The organism is Thalassotalea insulae (assembly GCF_030161395.1).
GTDB classification, from domain to species: domain Bacteria; phylum Pseudomonadota; class Gammaproteobacteria; order Enterobacterales; family Alteromonadaceae; genus Thalassotalea_E; species Thalassotalea_E insulae.
On record NZ_BSST01000001.1, the window covers coordinates 308353 to 327785 of the forward strand.

At 40.0% G+C, this 19433-nt stretch carries 20 protein-coding genes and 1 riboswitch; of the genes, 11 read left to right on the forward strand and 9 right to left on the reverse strand.

All coding sequences use genetic code 11. The features are described 5' to 3' along the window. The first annotated feature begins 68 nt into the window (after window positions 1-68). Window positions 69-248 (forward strand): hypothetical protein, encoded by a 180-nt coding sequence (locus QQK06_RS01455; RefSeq protein ID WP_284242762.1) that lies wholly within the window; start codon window positions 69-71, stop codon window positions 246-248. Window positions 249-536: 288 nt separating this feature from the next. Here QQK06_RS01455 and QQK06_RS01460 read toward each other — a convergent pair whose 3' ends face one another. After that, window positions 537-956 (reverse strand): hypothetical protein, encoded by a 420-nt coding sequence (locus tag QQK06_RS01460; RefSeq protein WP_284242763.1) that lies wholly within the window; start codon window positions 954-956, stop codon window positions 537-539. Between the two features lie 94 nt (window positions 957-1050). Beyond that, entirely contained in the window at window positions 1051-1479 is a 429-nt protein-coding gene (locus QQK06_RS01465; RefSeq protein WP_284242764.1) for an Lrp/AsnC family transcriptional regulator, read from the reverse strand. A 155-nt stretch (window positions 1480-1634) separates the two neighbouring features. Between QQK06_RS01465 and yjeH the strand changes: the two genes are divergently transcribed. The 5 genes from yjeH (at window position 1635) to QQK06_RS01490 (ending at window position 6166) form a co-directional block, all read left to right on the forward strand. Beyond that, the gene (gene yjeH / locus QQK06_RS01470) at window positions 1635-2900 is read left to right on the forward strand and encodes an L-methionine/branched-chain amino acid transporter (RefSeq protein ID WP_284242765.1); all 1266 of its coding nucleotides are present in this window, start codon (window positions 1635-1637) and stop codon (window positions 2898-2900) included. A gap of 79 nt (window positions 2901-2979) precedes the next feature. Next, entirely contained in the window at window positions 2980-3120 is a 141-nt protein-coding gene (locus tag QQK06_RS01475; protein WP_284242766.1) for a hypothetical protein, read from the forward strand. Window positions 3121-3299: 179 nt separating this feature from the next. Continuing rightward, window positions 3300-4397 carry a c-type cytochrome gene (locus tag QQK06_RS01480; RefSeq protein ID WP_284242767.1) on the forward strand — a complete coding sequence of 366 codons (1098 nt, stop codon included), beginning with the start codon at window positions 3300-3302 and terminating at the stop codon, window positions 4395-4397. Window positions 4398-4418: 21 nt separating this feature from the next. Continuing rightward, window positions 4419-5540 carry a GNAT family N-acetyltransferase gene (locus tag QQK06_RS01485; protein WP_284242768.1) on the forward strand — a complete coding sequence of 374 codons (1122 nt, stop codon included), beginning with the start codon at window positions 4419-4421 and terminating at the stop codon, window positions 5538-5540. Window positions 5541-5551: 11 nt separating this feature from the next. Beyond that, window positions 5552-6166 carry a DUF938 domain-containing protein gene (locus tag QQK06_RS01490; RefSeq protein WP_284242769.1) on the forward strand — a complete coding sequence of 205 codons (615 nt, stop codon included), beginning with the start codon at window positions 5552-5554 and terminating at the stop codon, window positions 6164-6166. Window positions 6167-6361: 195 nt separating this feature from the next. Here QQK06_RS01490 and QQK06_RS01495 read toward each other — a convergent pair whose 3' ends face one another. Next, window positions 6362-7465: a hypothetical protein gene (locus tag QQK06_RS01495; RefSeq protein ID WP_284242770.1), complete on the reverse strand. Its 1104-nt coding sequence runs from the start codon at window positions 7463-7465 to the stop codon at window positions 6362-6364. 60 nt (window positions 7466-7525) lie between these two features. Next, a riboswitch (cyclic di-GMP riboswitch) is annotated at window positions 7526-7608 on the reverse strand. Between the two features lie 239 nt (window positions 7609-7847). On the opposite strand from QQK06_RS01495, the gene QQK06_RS01500 reads away from it, so the two are divergent. Continuing rightward, entirely contained in the window at window positions 7848-8609 is a 762-nt protein-coding gene (locus QQK06_RS01500) for a substrate-binding periplasmic protein (RefSeq protein WP_284242771.1), read from the forward strand. Between the two features lie 79 nt (window positions 8610-8688). Here the strand turns inward: QQK06_RS01500 and QQK06_RS01505 are convergent, their stop codons facing one another. Further along, window positions 8689-9219, reverse strand: coding sequence for a nucleoside deaminase (locus QQK06_RS01505; protein ID WP_284242772.1), 531 nt, complete (start codon window positions 9217-9219; stop codon window positions 8689-8691). 212 nt (window positions 9220-9431) lie between these two features. On the opposite strand from QQK06_RS01505, the gene QQK06_RS01510 reads away from it, so the two are divergent. The 4 genes from QQK06_RS01510 to QQK06_RS01525 all read left to right on the forward strand — a co-directional run bounded on the left by QQK06_RS01510 (window position 9432) and on the right by QQK06_RS01525 (window position 13441). Then, on the forward strand, window positions 9432-11792 hold the full coding sequence (locus QQK06_RS01510) for a collagenase (RefSeq protein ID WP_284242774.1): 2361 nt from the start codon (window positions 9432-9434) through the stop codon (window positions 11790-11792). Window positions 11793-11809: 17 nt separating this feature from the next. After that, window positions 11810-12364 carry a hypothetical protein gene (locus QQK06_RS01515; protein WP_284242775.1) on the forward strand — a complete coding sequence of 185 codons (555 nt, stop codon included), beginning with the start codon at window positions 11810-11812 and terminating at the stop codon, window positions 12362-12364. Between the two features lie 153 nt (window positions 12365-12517). Then, entirely contained in the window at window positions 12518-12850 is a 333-nt protein-coding gene (locus QQK06_RS01520) for a GIY-YIG nuclease family protein (RefSeq protein WP_284242779.1), read from the forward strand. A gap of 141 nt (window positions 12851-12991) precedes the next feature. Continuing rightward, entirely contained in the window at window positions 12992-13441 is a 450-nt protein-coding gene (locus QQK06_RS01525) for a hypothetical protein (protein WP_284242781.1), read from the forward strand. A gap of 30 nt (window positions 13442-13471) precedes the next feature. Here QQK06_RS01525 and QQK06_RS01530 read toward each other — a convergent pair whose 3' ends face one another. From QQK06_RS01530 to QQK06_RS01550, 5 genes are all read right to left on the reverse strand, one after another. Continuing rightward, window positions 13472-13963 carry a DUF6622 family protein gene (locus QQK06_RS01530; RefSeq protein ID WP_284242783.1) on the reverse strand — a complete coding sequence of 164 codons (492 nt, stop codon included), beginning with the start codon at window positions 13961-13963 and terminating at the stop codon, window positions 13472-13474. A gap of 255 nt (window positions 13964-14218) precedes the next feature. Beyond that, window positions 14219-15154: a CPBP family intramembrane glutamic endopeptidase gene (locus QQK06_RS01535; RefSeq protein WP_284242785.1), complete on the reverse strand. Its 936-nt coding sequence runs from the start codon at window positions 15152-15154 to the stop codon at window positions 14219-14221. Between the two features lie 224 nt (window positions 15155-15378). Beyond that, window positions 15379-16923 carry an alpha,alpha-trehalase TreF gene (gene treF, locus QQK06_RS01540; protein ID WP_284242787.1) on the reverse strand — a complete coding sequence of 515 codons (1545 nt, stop codon included), beginning with the start codon at window positions 16921-16923 and terminating at the stop codon, window positions 15379-15381. 27 nt (window positions 16924-16950) lie between these two features. Beyond that, window positions 16951-18177 (reverse strand): MFS transporter, encoded by a 1227-nt coding sequence (locus tag QQK06_RS01545; RefSeq protein ID WP_284242788.1) that lies wholly within the window; start codon window positions 18175-18177, stop codon window positions 16951-16953. 103 nt (window positions 18178-18280) lie between these two features. After that, entirely contained in the window at window positions 18281-19303 is a 1023-nt protein-coding gene (locus QQK06_RS01550) for a LacI family DNA-binding transcriptional regulator (RefSeq protein WP_284242790.1), read from the reverse strand. Window positions 19304-19433: the final 130 nt, after the last annotated feature.

A 19433-nucleotide genomic window follows, 5' to 3' on the forward strand; every position in this document is an offset into this window, starting at 1 on the left:
ACAGGTTGCTCGCCACCCTCATAGTGTCGATGCCAATAGTTAGCAATCTATTAATTAAAGGCGATATAGTGACATCGTTATTATATCTACCTCTTGGCAGCCTGTTATTAGCATCACTATTTATTTATTTTGATCATAAGCTTAAACAATTATTATGCTCTGTCACGCGTAAAGCCAAAGTGAACAATAATCAGTCTCTGGCTACTGGCGCTATTAATTTGCAAAAATTGCGTTGCTGTCATTATTAACAGACGCTGGCATATTATTTGAATAACACTATTAACAGGTAAAAACACTCGTCGTTAAGGTGGTTACCATGGTGTCAAATAAATATCGCCAGCACTTATTACAGATAAACCGATTATGTATCTATGGTTTTGCCATAATCGGGATCCTATTAGACTCAACGCTCGCCTGCATATTTTCATTAACTTTATGGGTTTGGCTAACCGCTTTTATCCGTTATGAAACCAGAGTGTTAAACTATATAATCCAAGGATTGAAACATTAATTAACTACCGCTTTTTACCGGTGGTTTATACAGATGTTAATGATTGATAAAAGTCGGTAATTTCGTCTCTGAGTTCCTGATCTGAAACTTGCTCAGTTAAATCGTAAGCTTGCTTTGCGCTAGCTAATGCTTGTTCTTGCTCTGCCATTTCATTGAAACGCTGCGCCATCGCTAAATAAATTGATGCTTTAAAGCTGACTAAATCAAGTTTCTCCGCACAAGCTAAGCCCTTTTGATAAATATCGATCGCTTGCTCAGAATCATTAGTAAAATCCGCTAACGCTTCCCATTGCAACGGATGATCCCTGGGGGTATTTTCATTTACACTGCAGAGCTTAATTAACGCTTGATAACTGGCATTACGCGCATTCTCGTTATCCTTGCTTGAAGCATCAGCAATCCCCTGGCAAATCTCTAATATTTCACTAAATAGTGGCGCTTTCATCTATTGACCCTTAACTGTTAAAAAACGCGATAATTATAGCCTGCCCACTGTCAGATAAATAGATCTGCAATAAACAAAAACTATGTCAGCATAATTAACAATGGTTATCAATCCACTCACTCATAACGACATGAGTTTTTATTTTTATAATGTCTGGCAAACAATCCAGTCCCTCCCTAATTTCATGAATGCGTTTCATTGACGATGCCTTAACATAGACCAGCAAATCCATATCACCCGTAATACCGTGGCAAGTGACGACTTCTGGAATTTCATAGAATACAGGCACAACATCGGCACACCGTGCACACTGATGCTGGATCTCAAAATACACCGAAACCCCTTCTTTTTGCGACTCACTAATCAATACCTGATAACCACGGATCATGCCTGAATGTTCCAACTTTTTTATCCGTTCAGAAACGGCAGAGCGAGATAAACTTACCTGTGCGGCTATCTCAGAAATACTCGCCCTGGCATTCTTGCGCAACTCAGCAATTATCGCATGATCAAACTTATCCATATTTTACTCTCCAGACATGCACAGTCAAAATGTCGGCATATCACATTAAAACCGACATTTTGACGGAATAAAATAACAAATAGTCAAATAATTCCGTCAAAATGTGAAAAGGATAGAGACTATACTATAGCCACTATCCCCAATGAAATAGACGAATGAAAGATACGAACAAAAAAATAGGCCGTTGGCAAGGCGCAGGATTACTCGCCACCACTTTACTTGGCACTGGCGTCTTCATTTTGCCTCAAATGACGCTGGCAATAGCCAGCAACGGCGCACTATTTTCTTGGTTATTGCTAACTGTAGCCATTATCCCGGTGACCGTGGTTTTTGCACTATTAGCTGCGAAATACCCTCATGCAGGTGGCCCTGCTTACTTTGTCGAACAAGCCTTCGGTGCCATTGCGGGCAGAAGTATCGGGTTGATCTTTTTACTGATTGTTCCGTTAGGCGTTCCTGCCGCAATTTTAATGACAGTAAAATTTGCCAATGCGCTAATGCCATTCGTTGGCTATCAGCAACTTGTTGCCGAACTCGCTCTAGTTGCAGTGTTGTTTTTACTTAACTACCGAGGTATTCATCTCTCAGCCAAAGTACAGTTTTTGCTGACCCTGGCAATAATTACTGTAGTCGTACTGTTATTATTGGCTTTTACAATTGATAACAATGCCGCGCAGCAATCAACGGCTGCTCCGCTAGAAATAACGAAAATCATGGCGGCAGCTGGCATCGCATTTTGGAGTTTTTTGGGGGTTGAAGCAATGACCCATTTAGCCAATGATTTTAAAAACCCGAAAAAAGATATGGTACCTGCAATGCTAATAGGCACTGGACTGGTCGGTTTAATTTACCTTGGCTGTACCTGGCTGTTAATTCACGTACCGACAGATTCTCCGTTAGCTATGGTTGGCGTATTTGACCAGTTACTAAGTGAGCACGGTGCTTTGGTTATAGGCATTTTAGGTATTGCCGGTGGTTTGTCTTCAGCAAACGTTTATACGGCCAGTACCATAAGATTAATAGCCAGTTTTAGCCAGCAAGGAGTGTTACCTCATTATTTTTCGGCAACGAACCGCCACAATATACCACTAAGAGCACTAGTTCTGGTGCTTACGATTATGCTCTTAGTACTCGTCATTACGTTTGCCAGTGATAAAAACCTCGAACATCTGATCGCCTGGTGTAACGGTGTTTTTGTTATTATTTATTCTATTTCAATGGCGGCGGCGTTAAAGCTGTTACCTAGTCGTCAGCGGCCATTTATCTATCTCGGCTTTATCTTTTGCTTAGCACTTGCCTGGGGGTTAGCGATAAAAATGCTATACGCCTTAAGCTTACTTGCTATCGTTATACCTATATTGTGCTGGCAAAAACGACTGCAATGTAAGAAAAAATCGACGCTGGCAAAAGCAGTACTATAAACAGCTCTTTGTGTTATTGGCGCTTTAATCACTATTGATATTTTGTAATCTAAGCAAAAATACAATATCAGAGGAGTCAATGAATTACCTTGGTTTAAGCGGCAATTCATTGGCACAAGGGATACACTTTATTGACACCACTAAGATGTATGCCCGACCCCAGCAAAAGGAAGCTATGGTAAAACAGAAGCTAGTCTTTGGGGCATTAACTAATATTTAACATTATTTCCTACGCCTCTCTATGCCTAAAGGTGCTTGTATTTTAAACTTGCTTTTACCCTTGCTTTAGCATTGCAAAGATGAAAAGTGTTACTATATTTTGCTATAGCCATTCGCTCGTTGATCCCAGCTAAAAAGCGCAGTAATCTAATAGTGCCACAACGCTAAGTAATTATAATAATGAATAAAATCACTCACAGCATTATAGTAAATTCATTGCTTTGCCTCAGCTTTATTGTTCAGGCAAATCAGACAAATCATGAAACCATTCCGCCGCCACGCAAACTAACCGCAGAACAGGCAAAAGTTGCTTCAGAAAATTATCAAAAATACTGCGCCCTTTGCCATGGTAAGGACCGTGAAGGCCACGCCAATGATCATGCTCCCTCTTTACGTAGTAAAAGTTTAATGGAATCTGGTGTTGCCCATCAGATATTAAGACCCATGTCTTATGGCCGCAAAGGCACGGCAATGGGAGGCTATCTGGATGAAGTAGGCGGGCCGATGACCTTAGCCGAAACTTGGGATCTCACCTATTGGTTATATGAACAAGCCGGCTATGAGCGGTTAAAATTTTCCACTAATCCGATACATGGAGACATCAAACGAGGTCAACAAGTCTATCAGGAAAACTGTACCAGCTGTCACGGTGAAAACGGCGAAGGAGTTACTGCGCCAGCCTTAGGCAATCAATCGGCACTGGCGCACAATACCGATGAATTTATTCGTCATGCCATTAGAGAAGGTCGACAACAAACCCCGATGCCTTCATTTAAAGAGAAACTGTCCAGTGAAGATATCGACAATATCACCGCATTTTTACGCAGCAAAGCGAGCGGCTGGCAAGAACCAAAAACCATCCTGAAAGAGCTACCTAAACCTGAGCAATATGTGATTAACAAACAAGGAAAAGATCCAGATTTTAGCTTAACAGAAGGTCTCTATGTCTCTGCTGATGACTTATTTGCAGCACTAAACAGTAAGAAAAAAATGGTCTTGCTTGATACTCGGGTAACTTCTGTCTGGCAAAATGCCCATATCGAAGGTTCGATCCCTTTTCCTTATTATGCCGATTTAGATGAAACCGTTGCAGGTATTCCAAAAGATGTCCAAATTGTTGCATACTGCTCATGTCCAAGGGCAGCCGCAGATTATACCATTAATAAATTAAGGGCTCGTGGCTATACACGTACTGCGGTATTATGGGAGGGCATTTTTGGTTGGATGCATTTAGGCTATCCGGTAACGCGAGGTGATATTGAAGGAGTGAACGATTAGCTTTTGCTTAATAGGTGTAATATGGATATCAGATTTGTAGACAGTTTTACCCAACTGGATCTATCCTTCTGGCAGCAGCATCAGCACGCATTGTCGCCATTTAGTCAGCCACTTTTTTATCAATTACTCGAACAAAGCCAGTCGGTCTCGACAAAATGCGGCTGGCAACCCTATCATCTGCAATTAAGCGAGTACAATAAAACCAAAGCGATATTGCCGTTATATTTAAAGCAACATTCCTGGGGTGAATATGTTTTTGACTGGAGTTGGTCTCAGGCCTATCAAGCTTATCAACTGCCCTATTACCCTAAATTAGTCGCTACCGTGCCCTTCACTCCGGTAACCACAGAAAAATTTGTTACTGATGATATCAGCCTTAACGAGATATTGACGATATTAAGCACGCATTGTCATTCTCATCATATTAACAGCTGGCATCTATTATTCTGTCACCCGCAAGCAGAAATCACTCAGGCAGATGTTTTTCACCGCCATAGCGTGCAATTTCATTGGAATAATCAAGGCTATCATAACTTTGATGACTTACTTGATAAATTTAACTCACGTAAACGAAAAGCTACCCGTAAAGAACGCCGCTCTATCATTGAACAGGGTATAACAATTAAACAGTTAACCGCAAATGGCATCACAAACAAAGAGTTAGAATTTTGTTATTTATGTTACCAATTAACTTATATAAAAAGGGGTCATTCGTCACATCTGACATTTGAATTTTTTCAGGCGATTTTTTCTCAAATGAAAAATAATATCTTGCTGGTAATAGCAAGCCATAGAAACGAGTATGTCGCCTGCGCCCTATTTTTCTATGATGAGAGTCAATTATATGGTCGTTACTGGGGCTGTACACAAAAGTTTAATTACCTGCACTTTGAGCTATGCTATTACCAAGGTATCGAGTTTTGCATTGACAATAAGTTACGCAAGTTTAACCCAGGTACCCAGGGTGAACATAAAATTCAACGCGGATTTGAACCTGTAATCTGCCATTCCTATCACTGGCTCAAACACCAAGAATTAAGAACTCCAATAGCCAGTTTTTGCCAGCAAGAACGTCGACAACTCGCACACTATGTTAAGCAATGCCAAGCAGCACTCCCCTTTAAACAGACTACTAACCACTGAAGAGAACCTCTATGGAAATCGCATTTTCTCAAGCTTGTGAAAATAATAAACACCCGATATTAGCAATACTATCGAAAGAGTTTAACCAGACACAAAACGTACTTGAGATTGGCTCAGGTACCGGGCAACACGCGGTTTACTTTGCTGAACACCTTAATCACCTAACTTGGTTTACCAGTGATTTAGTAAGCAGCCATTTTACCATTAATCACCGCGTTAAAAACGCGAAATTAACTAATCTAAAACCGCCGTTAGCATTAGATCTTAGTTGCGCATGGCAACAAGCTTTATCGCCTGTTAAAGGTATTAAAAAGTTTGACGCTATTTTTACCGCTAATACCTTGCATATTGTGAGCTGGCCTTTAGTAAAACAGTTTTTTCATCAAGCAGGTCAACACTTAATCTCTGGCGGTAAATGCTGTATTTATGGGCCATTTAACTATCAGGGACAATATACCAGTGACAGTAATGCAAACTTTGATTTTTGGTTGAAGCAACGAGATGCTAACAGCGGTATTCGGGATATTGAACAGATTACGGAGCAAGCTCAATTAGCCGGATTACATTTAATCAAAGATCATCAAATGCCCGCTAATAACCGCTTGCTCACCTTTATCGCCTCATAAATAAATTGCTGGTATCTTGTTCCATAATACCTTTAAGGTTATCTAAACCTGCTTGTAAGTCATCGCCTATCATTTACTTAAAATCGATAAACAAAAACATCAGGTTCATTAGGTAGTCCATATGGCCACTAAAGCCCCATTTCACTTCAGTGTGATCAGCAGCAACACTTTCACTGTTTTTCCAGTACTCTGCAGTTATATGCGGCGTGGTAATAAAATTAAACCTAATAACGCTATTGCTAATAATGCGATACCCGCAGGTTCCGACACTTGTACAAGTGGTTGTTGTGTTAAGTTTTGTTCATTATTTATCGGTGCTTGCGATAATAACTGTTGTTGTTCAGGTAAAAGCGACGGCTGCTCAGCTACTTCTACTAATTGTTGTGGTGTGTCTTGTTGCTCATTTTCTGATTCTGGTGTCACATTGTCGTTATCGCTATTCTCACCTTCGTTGCTATTAGTGGTAGCAGCTTGCACAAATTGTTCAATTTTATTTTTCAGCGCTTCTTTATAAGGAGAGCTATATTGCACGAATTTCGGTGCACTTGGTGCTAAGTTAGCTGGCTGATAGTCAACGATATATTGAGGAAGCCCTGCAACTTGAGTGATCACAGCATCAAGCTCAGGGGCTCCAATATTCAGCGACTGAGCAATAATACTTGCCACGGGTGATGAATTCGTCGATGCCGAGCTACCAACATTAGCATTGCCGCTGACATTGCCGGAATAGCTATTTACTCCTGAAAATGTCGGCCGTTCGCTAGCACTGTAGCTAACTACGCTATGTTGCTCTCCAAGGTAAGAAAAGTATCCGCCGTTATTAAACTCAGAACCAGCAAAACTTTCAGATCCAGAGAATGCGCCTGATAACGACAAATCAGTTAAATCTAAATTATTATAGTGACTAACGGCATATGCAGGTACATTCATCACATTGATACTAATAGAATAATCATTTACCGTGACATCTTGCGCGTTCAACGACAAATCAACATTGGTATCTTCATCCACTTCACCAATATCTAAAACCAGCTGTTGACCTTGTAACTGCGCGGTAATCAGGTTACTACTGACAGAAACATGATATGAATTACCATCACTCTCCGTGTATGCTAGAGGAATAGTAACACGGGTATTTTCATTAACCGAAATAACATTGGTCGTCGTTTCGCTAACAGAGGTATTGATGACATCGTAAGCCGGAGAGCTTTTCACTAATCCAGCTTCTGCGACGAAGGTACTCAAAGCTAAACCTGTGACGAGTAAGCTGACTTTATCGAAAGGTAATAATCTGGCCATAAATACATCCCATCAAATGATTAAACATTAATTAAAAGCAAGGACGCACCAACAGAAATTCGCTGTAACCCCGCTACCATAGTACTTACCTTAGGCCGGAAGTTTTGCGTATATGGATTTCACCATACTTGCCTTTTTGAATTACCGCCAACTATAAACCAAAACTCTTTTAAAAGTCAATTAGTTAACTATTAAACCACTTTATACTGTTATTGCATTAAGCCAAAAAGTCAAACAAATAATTTGAGCAAACGCTAACAAATCATCAAACAACGGATATATAATATAATAAGGTGTGTTAAATTATGCGGCTGTTATAACATTCAGTTGATGTAAGTAGACACGCTATGCTTATGACTAAATGGCAAGATAAAGGGTATAAATGACAATTAACACCACTGTTTTAGTTAAATTATTAAGCGTTAATCTGCTACTTCCTCTGATAATGCTTAGTGTTTCATCTGTCAGCTATGCAAGACAAGAACTTGCCGTCGCTGTTGGCCTGGCTAAACCGCCTTATGTCATTCAAGAAAACGACAGCGGTTTTGAAATAGAATTAATCCGTAATGTTTTTGAACTGATGGGATATTCAACCAAGTTTGTCTACACCACCTTCGGGCACTCCCCAAAAATGCTAAATGTAAAAGAAATCGATGCGGTAATGACCACGAATAACCGGGTATTTAAAGATGAATCCAAATTAAGCAATATTTATGTTACCTATCAAAATGTTGCTATTTCACTCAAAGAAAGTAACCTTGCTATTAATGCCATCAGCGATCTCAGCAACTATAGCATTGCAGCGTTCCAAAAAGCCGATAAAGTCTTAGGAAATGAATACGCTAATGCCATTGAGCACAGTCCAATTTATTTACGAGTGGCAGAGCAAAAACAACAGCCGGTATTGTTACTTAAAAAACGCGTACAAGTACTTATTATGGATAGGAATATCTTTAATTATTTAGTCAAACAAATGCAAATAAGTGATATAGAACAAACATTTACTATTCACCCGATATTTCCAGAAACGCATTATAAAATGGCATTTAAAAACCCTGAGCACCGTAGCAGCTTTAACCAGATGTTTGATCAATATCGCTATAGCGATGACTATCAAATATTAAAAAAACAGTATGATTTGTAAATTGCTATTAGATAAAGAATCATAACTACACTCAGCCTGCAGGCTCCCTTTTATACCGATACATTCTATATGCTTTACCTTAAGTGCGACGGTGAAGGCATAGTACTTCATGCTCTAACAGTGGCCCCGCTATTTTCACTTGCCTGCCACTAAATTTTAACAATTCCCGACATGACAAATCAAAAGTAATATGAGAGTTTTTCCGGCCAAACTCAGCAAAAAATCTTGCTTGACTTAAACCGAATACTAATTGACCTACCCCACTCCAAAATATTGCTGAAGCGCACATTGGGCATGGTTCGTCACTGGTGTAAATCGTACAATTTTTTAAAAACTCCGGCGCGTAACGCTTCGATGCAATATGTAATAAATTAACCTCTGCATGGGCCAACACATCATTATCAGTAATGACAGAGTTTTCTCCCTCTAATAAGACATTTCCTTGCTCATCAACTAACACGCAGCCATAAGGTAAATTTCCCTGTTGAGCTGAACGTTTTGCGACTTGAATCGCACGACGTAGGAAAAAATCCTTGTCATTGTTGATAGTAGCCGTGGTTTCCACTTTTTTAATTTTTTTTTCATCAGTTTCCCTATCAATATTGAGCAACGATTACTGTCAGTTACTATCCGGTAATTAATTCATTTTTTAGCAACTTACCGCTAATTTTCGCTATAGCATAATTCCTAAACCTAAGTTGAGCTCAAGCGATAAATATTAATTTTTTGTTACTTTTTTGTTGCAGGATATATTTTATACAATATACTTACATGTGCTTTTCAAGCAATATTAATAACAATAATCAGCTAGAGGATATGAACGTGAACATTAAAAACTACCGGCTTTGTTCCAGCTTACTGCTGAGCGCGGCTATCAGCAGTGCGGCATCGGGAGCACAGTTAACAACTCATCCAGGGAAAAACGGTGCGCTACCTTCAAATTCAAACCATGCTCAACACTTAACAAACCCAACAGATAAAGGCTTTAATCCGCCAAGACAGATTTCACCTAAGCAATTTCAACTGCTACAACAAAATCAACAATCGGCTGACGATCACTATCAACGTCATCTGCTTAAACCCAAAAAAAGTGTTAACAGCAAAGTTAAAACAATTAGCAAAAGCGCAACAGCCACTCAAAGTGCGGCAGTCAATAGTTGTACCTCGCCTGCTGAATTACAAGGGTTGAGCGGAGATGAGCTAGTCAACGCAGTAAAATCTGGCGTACTCAATTCCTGTTTATACGGCCTGTTTAATAATTCATTAGTTGGTACTGAGGTATTTTCTGATGCCAGTATTACAACAATTGCTAATGCAATAAATGCCCAGTTAGTTTCATACGATGGTACCTCCGCAACAGGTGCTGCAGAGCTTGAAAAATTAGTGATTTATTTGCGTGCCATGCATTGGGCTGAAAGCAGTAACAATCGTGTATTTCCGGCAGACTATAGCGCTGCAGTAACTCAAGCCCTCACCACGTATTTTAATGGTGATTATTTTGTCCAGTTTAATGGTGATGTTTCCAGAGACTTTATGATCCGCTATGAAATGCTGATCTTATTAAACAGCTCAGGTAACGACCGCATGCCGTTTTTAGAGCGTATCACCGAAGCTATTCTCGGTTATGCAAATTCCATCAGTCGTACTGATGATTGGGGCGTGTTCTATGAAGAGAACGGTATGACCCAGCTACTGGTACATCTATTTAATGCCTCTAATTACCAAACCGATGAACTAGAGCAGGCTGTAATAAACAATCCAAATATCATCAATAACCTTAAACAGTTTGTTGAAGTGCAAGGTAAATGGTTAGTGGGCCATACCCGTGAATATCAATGGTCTGACGCAGTGAAGGAATTAGCACGATTCTTACGCTTTGGTGGTTCAGTTGCCGATGCTGTTCGCCCAAGTATTCAAGCGATATTACAAGAGTATACTTTCACAGGTGTTGGCAGTACAGGTTGGTTAAATGCCCAGTCAATGGTGAAAGAATATGATGCCGACAACTGTAGCATCTATGGCGACGCTTGTAGTTTTAACCTCGAAGACTACGTCCTTTCAGGAAATCACACCTGTAGTGCGACCATCAAACTTCGCTACCAAGAGCCGATTAGTGAAGAAAATTTGGGGCAAATTTGTACTGATCTGACCGCAGAAGAGCAAAAATTTCACAACTTATTTAATACTAACGCCAGCACACCAGTAGCTGATGATTTTAATAGCGATCTTGAAGTAGTAATTTTCAGCTCTTACAGTGATTATGACAGTTATGCCGGTGGTTTCTTTGGAATTGGTACTGATAATGGTGGCATGTATTTAGAGGGCGACCCTTGGGTTGAAGGTAATCAGGCGCGCTTTATCGCGCATCAGGCCACCTGGCTTCCTGAGTTTGCTGTTTGGAACTTAGAACATGAATATGTGCATTACTTAGATGGTCGTTTCAACAAGTGGGGGAATTTTAATGAACAACCAGCTAACACTGTTTGGTGGGGTGAAGGCTTAGCCGAGTACTTGTCACAACCGGATAATAATCCAAAAGCGCTAGGCGTTGCACCACAAGGAACATACAGCTTAAGCGAGCTATTTCAAACGACTTATGAAAACAGTAATACCGAAAGAACCTATTACTGGGGCTATTTAGCCACACGTTTCATGATTGAGCAGCAAAACGCTGAAATCGAAAACAGCCTATTACCGTCTATGCGTGCTAGGAAAAAAGTTATGTCCACTGGCGAATGTCAATTTGATTGGGGCTGGAAGCTTAAAACAGAAGCCATTGAAAATGGCTGGGGCTGGGCTTATGACGATAGTGAATGGTCAACAGGCATTTGGGTCTGGACTTGTGGTCAACCACAATCAGAAGGCGATGAACTCCCGGTATTTACACCATATCAGGATATTTTAGCGACTTGGGGCACCTCGTTTGATCAAGACTTTGAGCAATGGTTAGTATGCTTAGTTGAAGGGGAAGGCATTTGCGAACAACAAGCAACAAATCCTGCTGACTTTGACGGCAATGGCGCAATCGATATTCGCGATATTAACCTCTTTAAGCAGCTATTACGTAACAATGATAATTTATCGCTTGATTATGATTTTAACCATGACGGCACAGTCGATCGTCGAGATACCAGAGCTATGATGGCGTTATGTGATTTAACCCGCTGTGCTATCGCTCCATAACTATAAGGATAACTAAAATGAAACATTTATTTTTACTTTTAACATTCATCGTCAGTATCAGTAGCCAAGCAACAATCATTGCGTTGGACTTTGATCAGGCTGAATACGACATCAACGATACTATCACTGGTCAGCTGGTCGCTAGCGATTTATCTTATACCCTTGGCGGCTTTGCCGGTACTATCAGCTTTGATAGCAGCTCATTGGCATTAACAGGCTGGAGCTTTGGCAATGGCTTTGACGATGGTTTTGGCAGTTATTCATTTGCTGACGATAGTATTTCCGGCAGCTTATACCTTGATGATTATGCGGATTTATTTGCTGATGAAGCCATGCTTATCGCCAATCAAGGAGCGAACTTTGTTTTAGCCAGCTTTAGCTTTACCGCGTTAACCGCTGGTGCCCATACTGTCAACTTGGATCAAGGGTTAGAAGTGGTTAGTTTTGATAATCTGATGCTTGATACTTTTGATCAACAATCAGCAAGTTTTCAGGTCTCTCAGGTACCAGAGCCAATGACAAGTTTATTGTTTGCATCTTGCTTAGTACTTTTAGCGAGAAAGCGCTGTTAATTAACACATAACTAAAACTTAGTTATCATTTACTTAGCGGTAGTATTTACTACCGCTTTTCATTACAGAAAATAAAAAATAATCATCAGGTTATCCCCTTTTTCACGCTATACTTTTACTAAGTTAACCCGCTAATTAACAAATACAGCACGTATGAGTAATAACGACGCGTCAAAAATTCGATCAGCTTCGGTCACAAACGGCAATGTCTATGTCATGACTCACTCTTTTTTTACCGACGTCGTCAGAATTGGCTGTACCCCAGATGATCCTGAGCAATATGCACGACAATTATCAGAAAATACTCCCGGAGATTACACCTTAGTATTTTCACTACAATGCGCGCAACCGTGCCAAGTAAAAAAGCAAATCAGAGCTTATTTAAACGCCGAAAAATACGTTAACGAGTTTTATCAGGTACCACCTGAAGTCGTCAAAAAGCTGATGCAAAGAGAAACACTTAAAATCCCAATTAAACGAGGGTAGTTGCACCTGATAGATAAAGTTCCAATGTAATTTTTGCTCTTTACCACAAAACAGACTTTTTAAAAATTTTTAGGTAACGCAGCCTAAAGTTTAGACATCACTTGCCGATAACCTGCCTGTGCATTAACAAGGAGATGTCGGGTGAACACGATCAACATTACTAACAGTTATCGCCACTTTGCTTTTTATCAGCAAGATAGCAAAACAGAAACGACTACGCCTGAAGAAAAACCTCTAGCAAAGCAACTCGAGCAAACGTCAAGCCGCTATATCAATCTATCAAAAGAAGCCAAAGATAAACTCGAGCAGGAAAACAAAACCTTAGGTAGAAAAATTGCTGGACAAATGCAGGAACAAAAAGCACAAACCACAGGTAAAATAGATGAAGCTACGGAGCAAGATAATTTAGACACCATGATTGAGCAGGTCCAAGAGCAGATTAAAGATATTGAAAAGCGCTTAAGGCTCTTGCGAAATAAGCAGTCAGAGACAGAGGAAGCAGAAATAAAAATGCTGGAAGCTCAGCTACTTAACTTAAATGCTAACTTAATGGCACTCATAGGTAAAAAATTCGACGCCGCAAAAGCCTAAGATTAAGGATTAATTTACATCACGCAAACGTTACGCTTTTTGCGCCTGGCTGATCAAATTCACCGCTCTTGATGCAAAATAACCACTGAGTATGCCGTAAACAGCAGCAAGTGTGCCGATAAATATTGGGGTAGTAATAATTTCAGCCCCTAGTGAACTCATAACGGCATATAGATACTTAGCAAAAAATATCGCCATCATCACCATAAAAGGTGCCCAACTTCCAGGAATAAAATACTTCCCCTCTGACGCCTTAAAATGAATCCTTTCATCCTTAAATAATACATAGCCAGCAACTGTCACAATAATAAGTGCGCAGCCCCAAGCAGCTAAAGGCAGAAGCTCAAGTCCGAAGCTAGAATGAACCCCAGAGAGTGAGAGTACGATCATACCTACAGGCAATAATAATGCAGGAACCTTATTAACTAAACGTGTTCTAGTTTGAACAAAACCAAATACCAATAAGAAAATAAACAAGCCATAAACCCATAAAGGGGTATTTGCAAGAATTTGAATAAGCAACGTTTTCTCCAGTCTCTAACGATTTATTAGTAACGCTATAATTCTAAACGAGGCTATTTTTCTCTCTCCGTAAAAATTAATCATTACAAAACTAACAAACTTATTATTTTTTAGCATGTTAGCACCAATTTACCATCCAAAAAACCAACTTATTCTCCAAAAGTTGATACGTCTGAAATAAAGTATCATTAATAGCTCAAAACCGGCATGATTTACTTGCCGGTTTTGTCGTTTACATTACGGAAATTTAGTTACCTAATTCGCCTCATTTAAAGGCACTTGATTATTACTTGCCTGCTCATGCTTTATTATTTTATTTTGATTGTGTGCAATCCCTTGCCAGCGCCATAAAATAAGCAACAACCCGAGATCCACCAATACGCTTAGCATACTCGCTTCTGGGCCAAAACTTCCACCGGTAAACCAGACAGGAAAATCAGTAAAGCTAGGTTCTAAAACACCACTAAGTTGATGTCCGCTAACACCAAAGCCAAATAAATGTCCCTGAAAATAATTCCAGCCAAAATGTAGCCCGATAGGTAAAGCTAAACTTTGAGTTCGATAATAAGCTAAACCAAAGACCATAGCGGCCAATGCTAAATCTAAGCTGGCGAACCATTTGACCACGCCAGTCATATCCGGATTATCCCAATGACCATAAGCAAACACTAACGCAAACAGCAATTGCGCAAACCAAAACGAAGTACCATTAACTAAACGCTGAAAAATAAAGCCTCTAAACAAAAGCTCTTCTAATATTACCGCACATAACATCACATAAGCGGCTGAAAGTAATCCAGAGAGGCTAATATTTGAACTGACATTAAATGCAACAGCACCAAAGAGCATTAAAATAATAACAATCAGCACAATTTGCCCAAAGCCAATTAAACAACCGAGTGCTAGCTGATAGAACCACTGACCGTTAATCGCCAGCCCAACATCTTTAAATCCTTCTTTTCGAAGTGCTATACATATCCATGTTACTAGAGTGATCAAGACTAAAGATAACGCCTCGAGCATGGTGTCAGATAGCCCCGCAGTTATCAGCTCAGGTTTTATAAAAGAGTAAAGCGGACGTGTTGCCGCCACCAAAGCAATAAACAGTAAAATCCACCAGCCATTGCGTAATTTTTGCTGCTGATTAAAAATCAGTGAGTTTATATATCGGATTATTTTATTGTTATTCATTATTTTTCCTTATTGTTAGTACCAACAATAAGGGCAAGTTTGAAGCCACAAAAAATAACGATTAAAACCAACACGTTAAATAAAACAATTCGTTAGCCTTTAGCAAGAAAGGCTAAATTTTGGCAAAAAAATTCAATAACCTGTACTTTTTATATAACGAGATAACCTGTGATAGCTATTCAACGACAGCATAAAAAAATTTGGCCAGTAAGTCTAAAGCTAGGCTATTGAACATGCCTGCTCAAGTGAGCAAATGCCTGGTAAACGCCATTCGTCCAACCGAAGCCCTCCTGCACGTTGTATTCACCACCACCTGCCACAATATCTGGTTGACAGACATTATACTTTTCCATCAATTTGCCGCTGTCATTAAAATAATGTGCAACCGTCGCTTGCCAACGCTCAATGACAGTCTCTGCCAAGTGATCATGGCGATAATTCAATAACCCCTGCACTGCAAACCATTGCAATGGTGCCCAGCCGTTAGGAGCATCCCATTGTTGGTGACTAGCTACTAAAGTTGTCACTAACCCTCCTGGTTGCAAAAAGTCCTGCTCCACAGCCTCTGCTACCCGTAGCGCTTGAGCTTCACTCACCAAGTCAACAAATAATGGCAAGACACCCGCCAGTGATTTCACTTTAGTCTGACGATGAGTATCAAGGTGATAATCGAAAAAATAACCGCTATTGTCACACCAAAGGTAACCTAGCATGGCCTGACGCCTGATTTCTGCTTTTTTCAGGTAATTAGCACTATTCACCGTTTCATTTAACGCACGATAATAACTCGCCAGTAACATTTCCGTTTTATAGAGCAAGCTATTTAAGTCAACCGGTATAATACGCGTAGTGCAAATTGAGGCTAATGACTGGCTATCACTTAGCCAGCGAGAACTGAAATCCCAGCCAGATTCACAAGCCGCACGAATGTTTCGATAAAAATCAGTATGGCAAGTCACATGTGATTGATGCGCTAACTCTATATCTTCCCGATAAGATTCAGGTCTCGGCGTTGCCTGATCGTCCCAGTAACGATTAAGTACACAGCCATTGGGCATGCGAACCACGCGCCGATGTTCACTATAGTGGGCAGTTAACTGCTCACTACCCTGCATCCAAAAGTGATATTCTCGCTCGATCGCCACAATATATTGTGCCAAAAATTCTTCAGTTTGCTGTTGTTCCGGCAATAATAAGTCGACTAATAACCCCAAAATAGGCGGCTGTGAGCGCGACAAATAATAACTGCGGTTACCGTTTGGAATACAACCATAGTTTGCCTGTAAATCAACAAAATTATCCAGCATTGACTTGGCTAATGCAGCTTGCTTAGCAACGATTAACCCTTGGGCAGTAAAATAACTATCCCAGTAATAAATCTCTCTAAAACGCCCGCCCGGCACAACATAAGGATGATTGAGCGGTAATAAGGAGCTCGCATCACCACTATCGGCCGGCTTTGCCAAGTGTTGCCATAACGCATTGATTTGTTGTTCAATATCAGCACTTGAATCTTCCACAATAATTTCATTATTTTCAGGCAAAGTAAAATGCTGCTCAACAAATTCAGCAAGATTAAATGCTGCTACGTGCTTCGTCTCAGTCTGATATAACGCTATAATTTCCTTGATTGGTCGTCTCGGGATAGCATCAGCAAAAGTTTTGCTATCACTAAAGATGCCGCTTAACTGCACCTGTTTAAATAATTCACTCTCGAAAAATGTTAAGCTTTCTTGGGCTGCAACGCTGTAATTGGTGCGGTGACTCATAGATATACCTACTACTAAAACTGAAAACTACGCCTGCTTTTGCGTCGCTTTTTGGAAAAAATACAAACAAATCAAAATCAGCCCCATAGGAATAAGTGACAAATAAAATGCGGTTTGGCCACCAAATGCCTGAAAGGTAAAACCGGTAATAACAGAGCCTGTAGTACCACCGAGTGCTGAAAATACAACGATCAACCCCGTCATCGCGGCATGTTTTGATTGCTCTAAACTACTTAACATTACTGAGTTTAATACCGGATAAATCGGTGCCATCATTAAACCAATAAGCGGCAATAAATACGCCACTAAAGGTGCATCTAAGACACTGCTAATTCCTTGACTGTTTGAATACTCAGCCATTGGTAGCAATATAATAATAATCAGCCCCATCGCCGACAGGCATATATTTAAAAACGTATACCAATTGATCACCTTTAGTACTTGTCCGGCTAGCAAGCGGCCAATAGCAAGTGCGGCGGCAAAAATACTGGTTATTTGTACGCTAACATTATTAGGCAGTCCTAAGACTTCATTGTTAAACGTTGGTAGCCAGGTCCCCACCCCTTGCTCAATCAAGACATACAGAAAAATAGATAAGACAAACACTAATACCAGTGGCTGATAACTCATTTTGACCATGGCGATAAAGCCACTAAAAATTCCCTTTTGTGTTTGATAGTGCTCATCTTTACTTATTGATGAACAAGCTACTATCACTAGGGTTAATAAAATCATTCCTGCCAATGGATAATAAACATCAAGCCAATCAACAGAACCTGGCACTTCGGTATTAACATAAAAGCTAAATAACCAATAACCCGATAGACTACCGAGCATAAAAATCCCCTCAATAGTGTTAAGCAATGAAGAATGTGCTTTTACTGAGGGGGATAGCATGCCAACAATAGAATAAACAGATACTTTAACCAGTGCGAACGATATGCCGATACAGGCAAATAATAATTTGACCACCATAAAATTAGCGACTAATGGCGTTACTAAACACGCTAACGTGACAATTGACAAGCCAATCAATAAGGTAACTTTATAACCAATCCTTGGAATGATTGAGGCAACAAAAAACGAGAAAAAAGCAATAGAGAGATCTTTAAAACCTTCTAAAATACTGGCTTCAGGCTTACTAATGCCAAAACTATCTATCGACTGAAGAATGACAGTGCCGACACTATTAAGCAAAATAGCAAAAACAAAATAGCTAGCGGCTATCGCTGAGATGGTAAGCAAACGTGACATCAGAACACTCGTTAGTAAACATTTTAGTCTAGTCTATATTTGAACCTGACAAAATGCAAACGTTTGCATTTATTTTTACATCAATCAGTAAATTTATTAAAAATTATACCAATTTAGACGATTTTCGCACCATAAGCTCAATATCAACCACTTCAGAATTTGCTTGCTGACCATTAAATTGTCTAACTAACTGCTCAACCATAATTTCTGCAGCTGCCTTAGTATTTTGTTTTACTGTCGTTAATGCTGGATGTAACAACTCTGCCATCGCAATATCGTCAAACCCAACGATGCTGACATCACCAGGAATACTGATATAACGCTCTTTCAGTGCTTTCATTGCGCCAAGCGCTACCATGTCACTGGTGGCGACTATGCCATCAAAGTGCAGCCCTTTACTAAGAATTTCTGCAGCGATTTTATCATATGCCGCCTTACTAGTGATATCGCACGATAGCGTTAATTCAAGTTCAAACGGCAAACCAGCCTCCTGCAGAGCACGTTGATAGCCTTTATAACGTTCACTCATTTCCGCATGTTCAGGATCGCCAAGAAAGGCAATACGTTGGCAACTCCCATTTACTAAGTGTTGAGTGGCCAGGTAACCGCCTAACTCATTATTACTGCCAACAACGGCATAATTTGCCTGCCTTTTTGGATCGCCCCACACGACTAGAGGAGCGCCGGATTGTGCCACCTGCTCAACTTTACTGGTACTTTTACCCTGACCTATCACAATAATGCCATCCGCTCTGGAGCTATTGATAAAATAATTACTCCAGTCTTCGGTCGCCATTAAAGAATTTGACAATAACAACTCATAGCCACGTTGATTCAGTGCCTGGTTTAAATCACCCACCACTTTTAATAGAAACGGATCGCTAATACTTTGATCTGTACTACTGGTTAAATTTAGGATCACCGCAACCACATTGGTTTTTTGGGTACGTAAGCGACTAGCCGCCCGATTCAAACTAAAGTTATGCTCTTTGGCTAAGGCCTGTAATTTCTCACGGGTTTCCTTTTTTATCAATGGGTTATCATTTAGTGCCCGAGAAACCGTTGATATAGAAACCCCCGCTAATTTAGCTAATCCAGCCAGAGTTAATTTATTGTCATTTGCCAATGAAAGCACACCTTTAAATAGAAATTAATTATTACTGCGCCGAATTATTACATAGTTAGCAGGTAATGCAATGTCATAATCGGAAAAAAGCAAACGTTTGCATTTTACTATTGCAAACGTTTGCAAAACT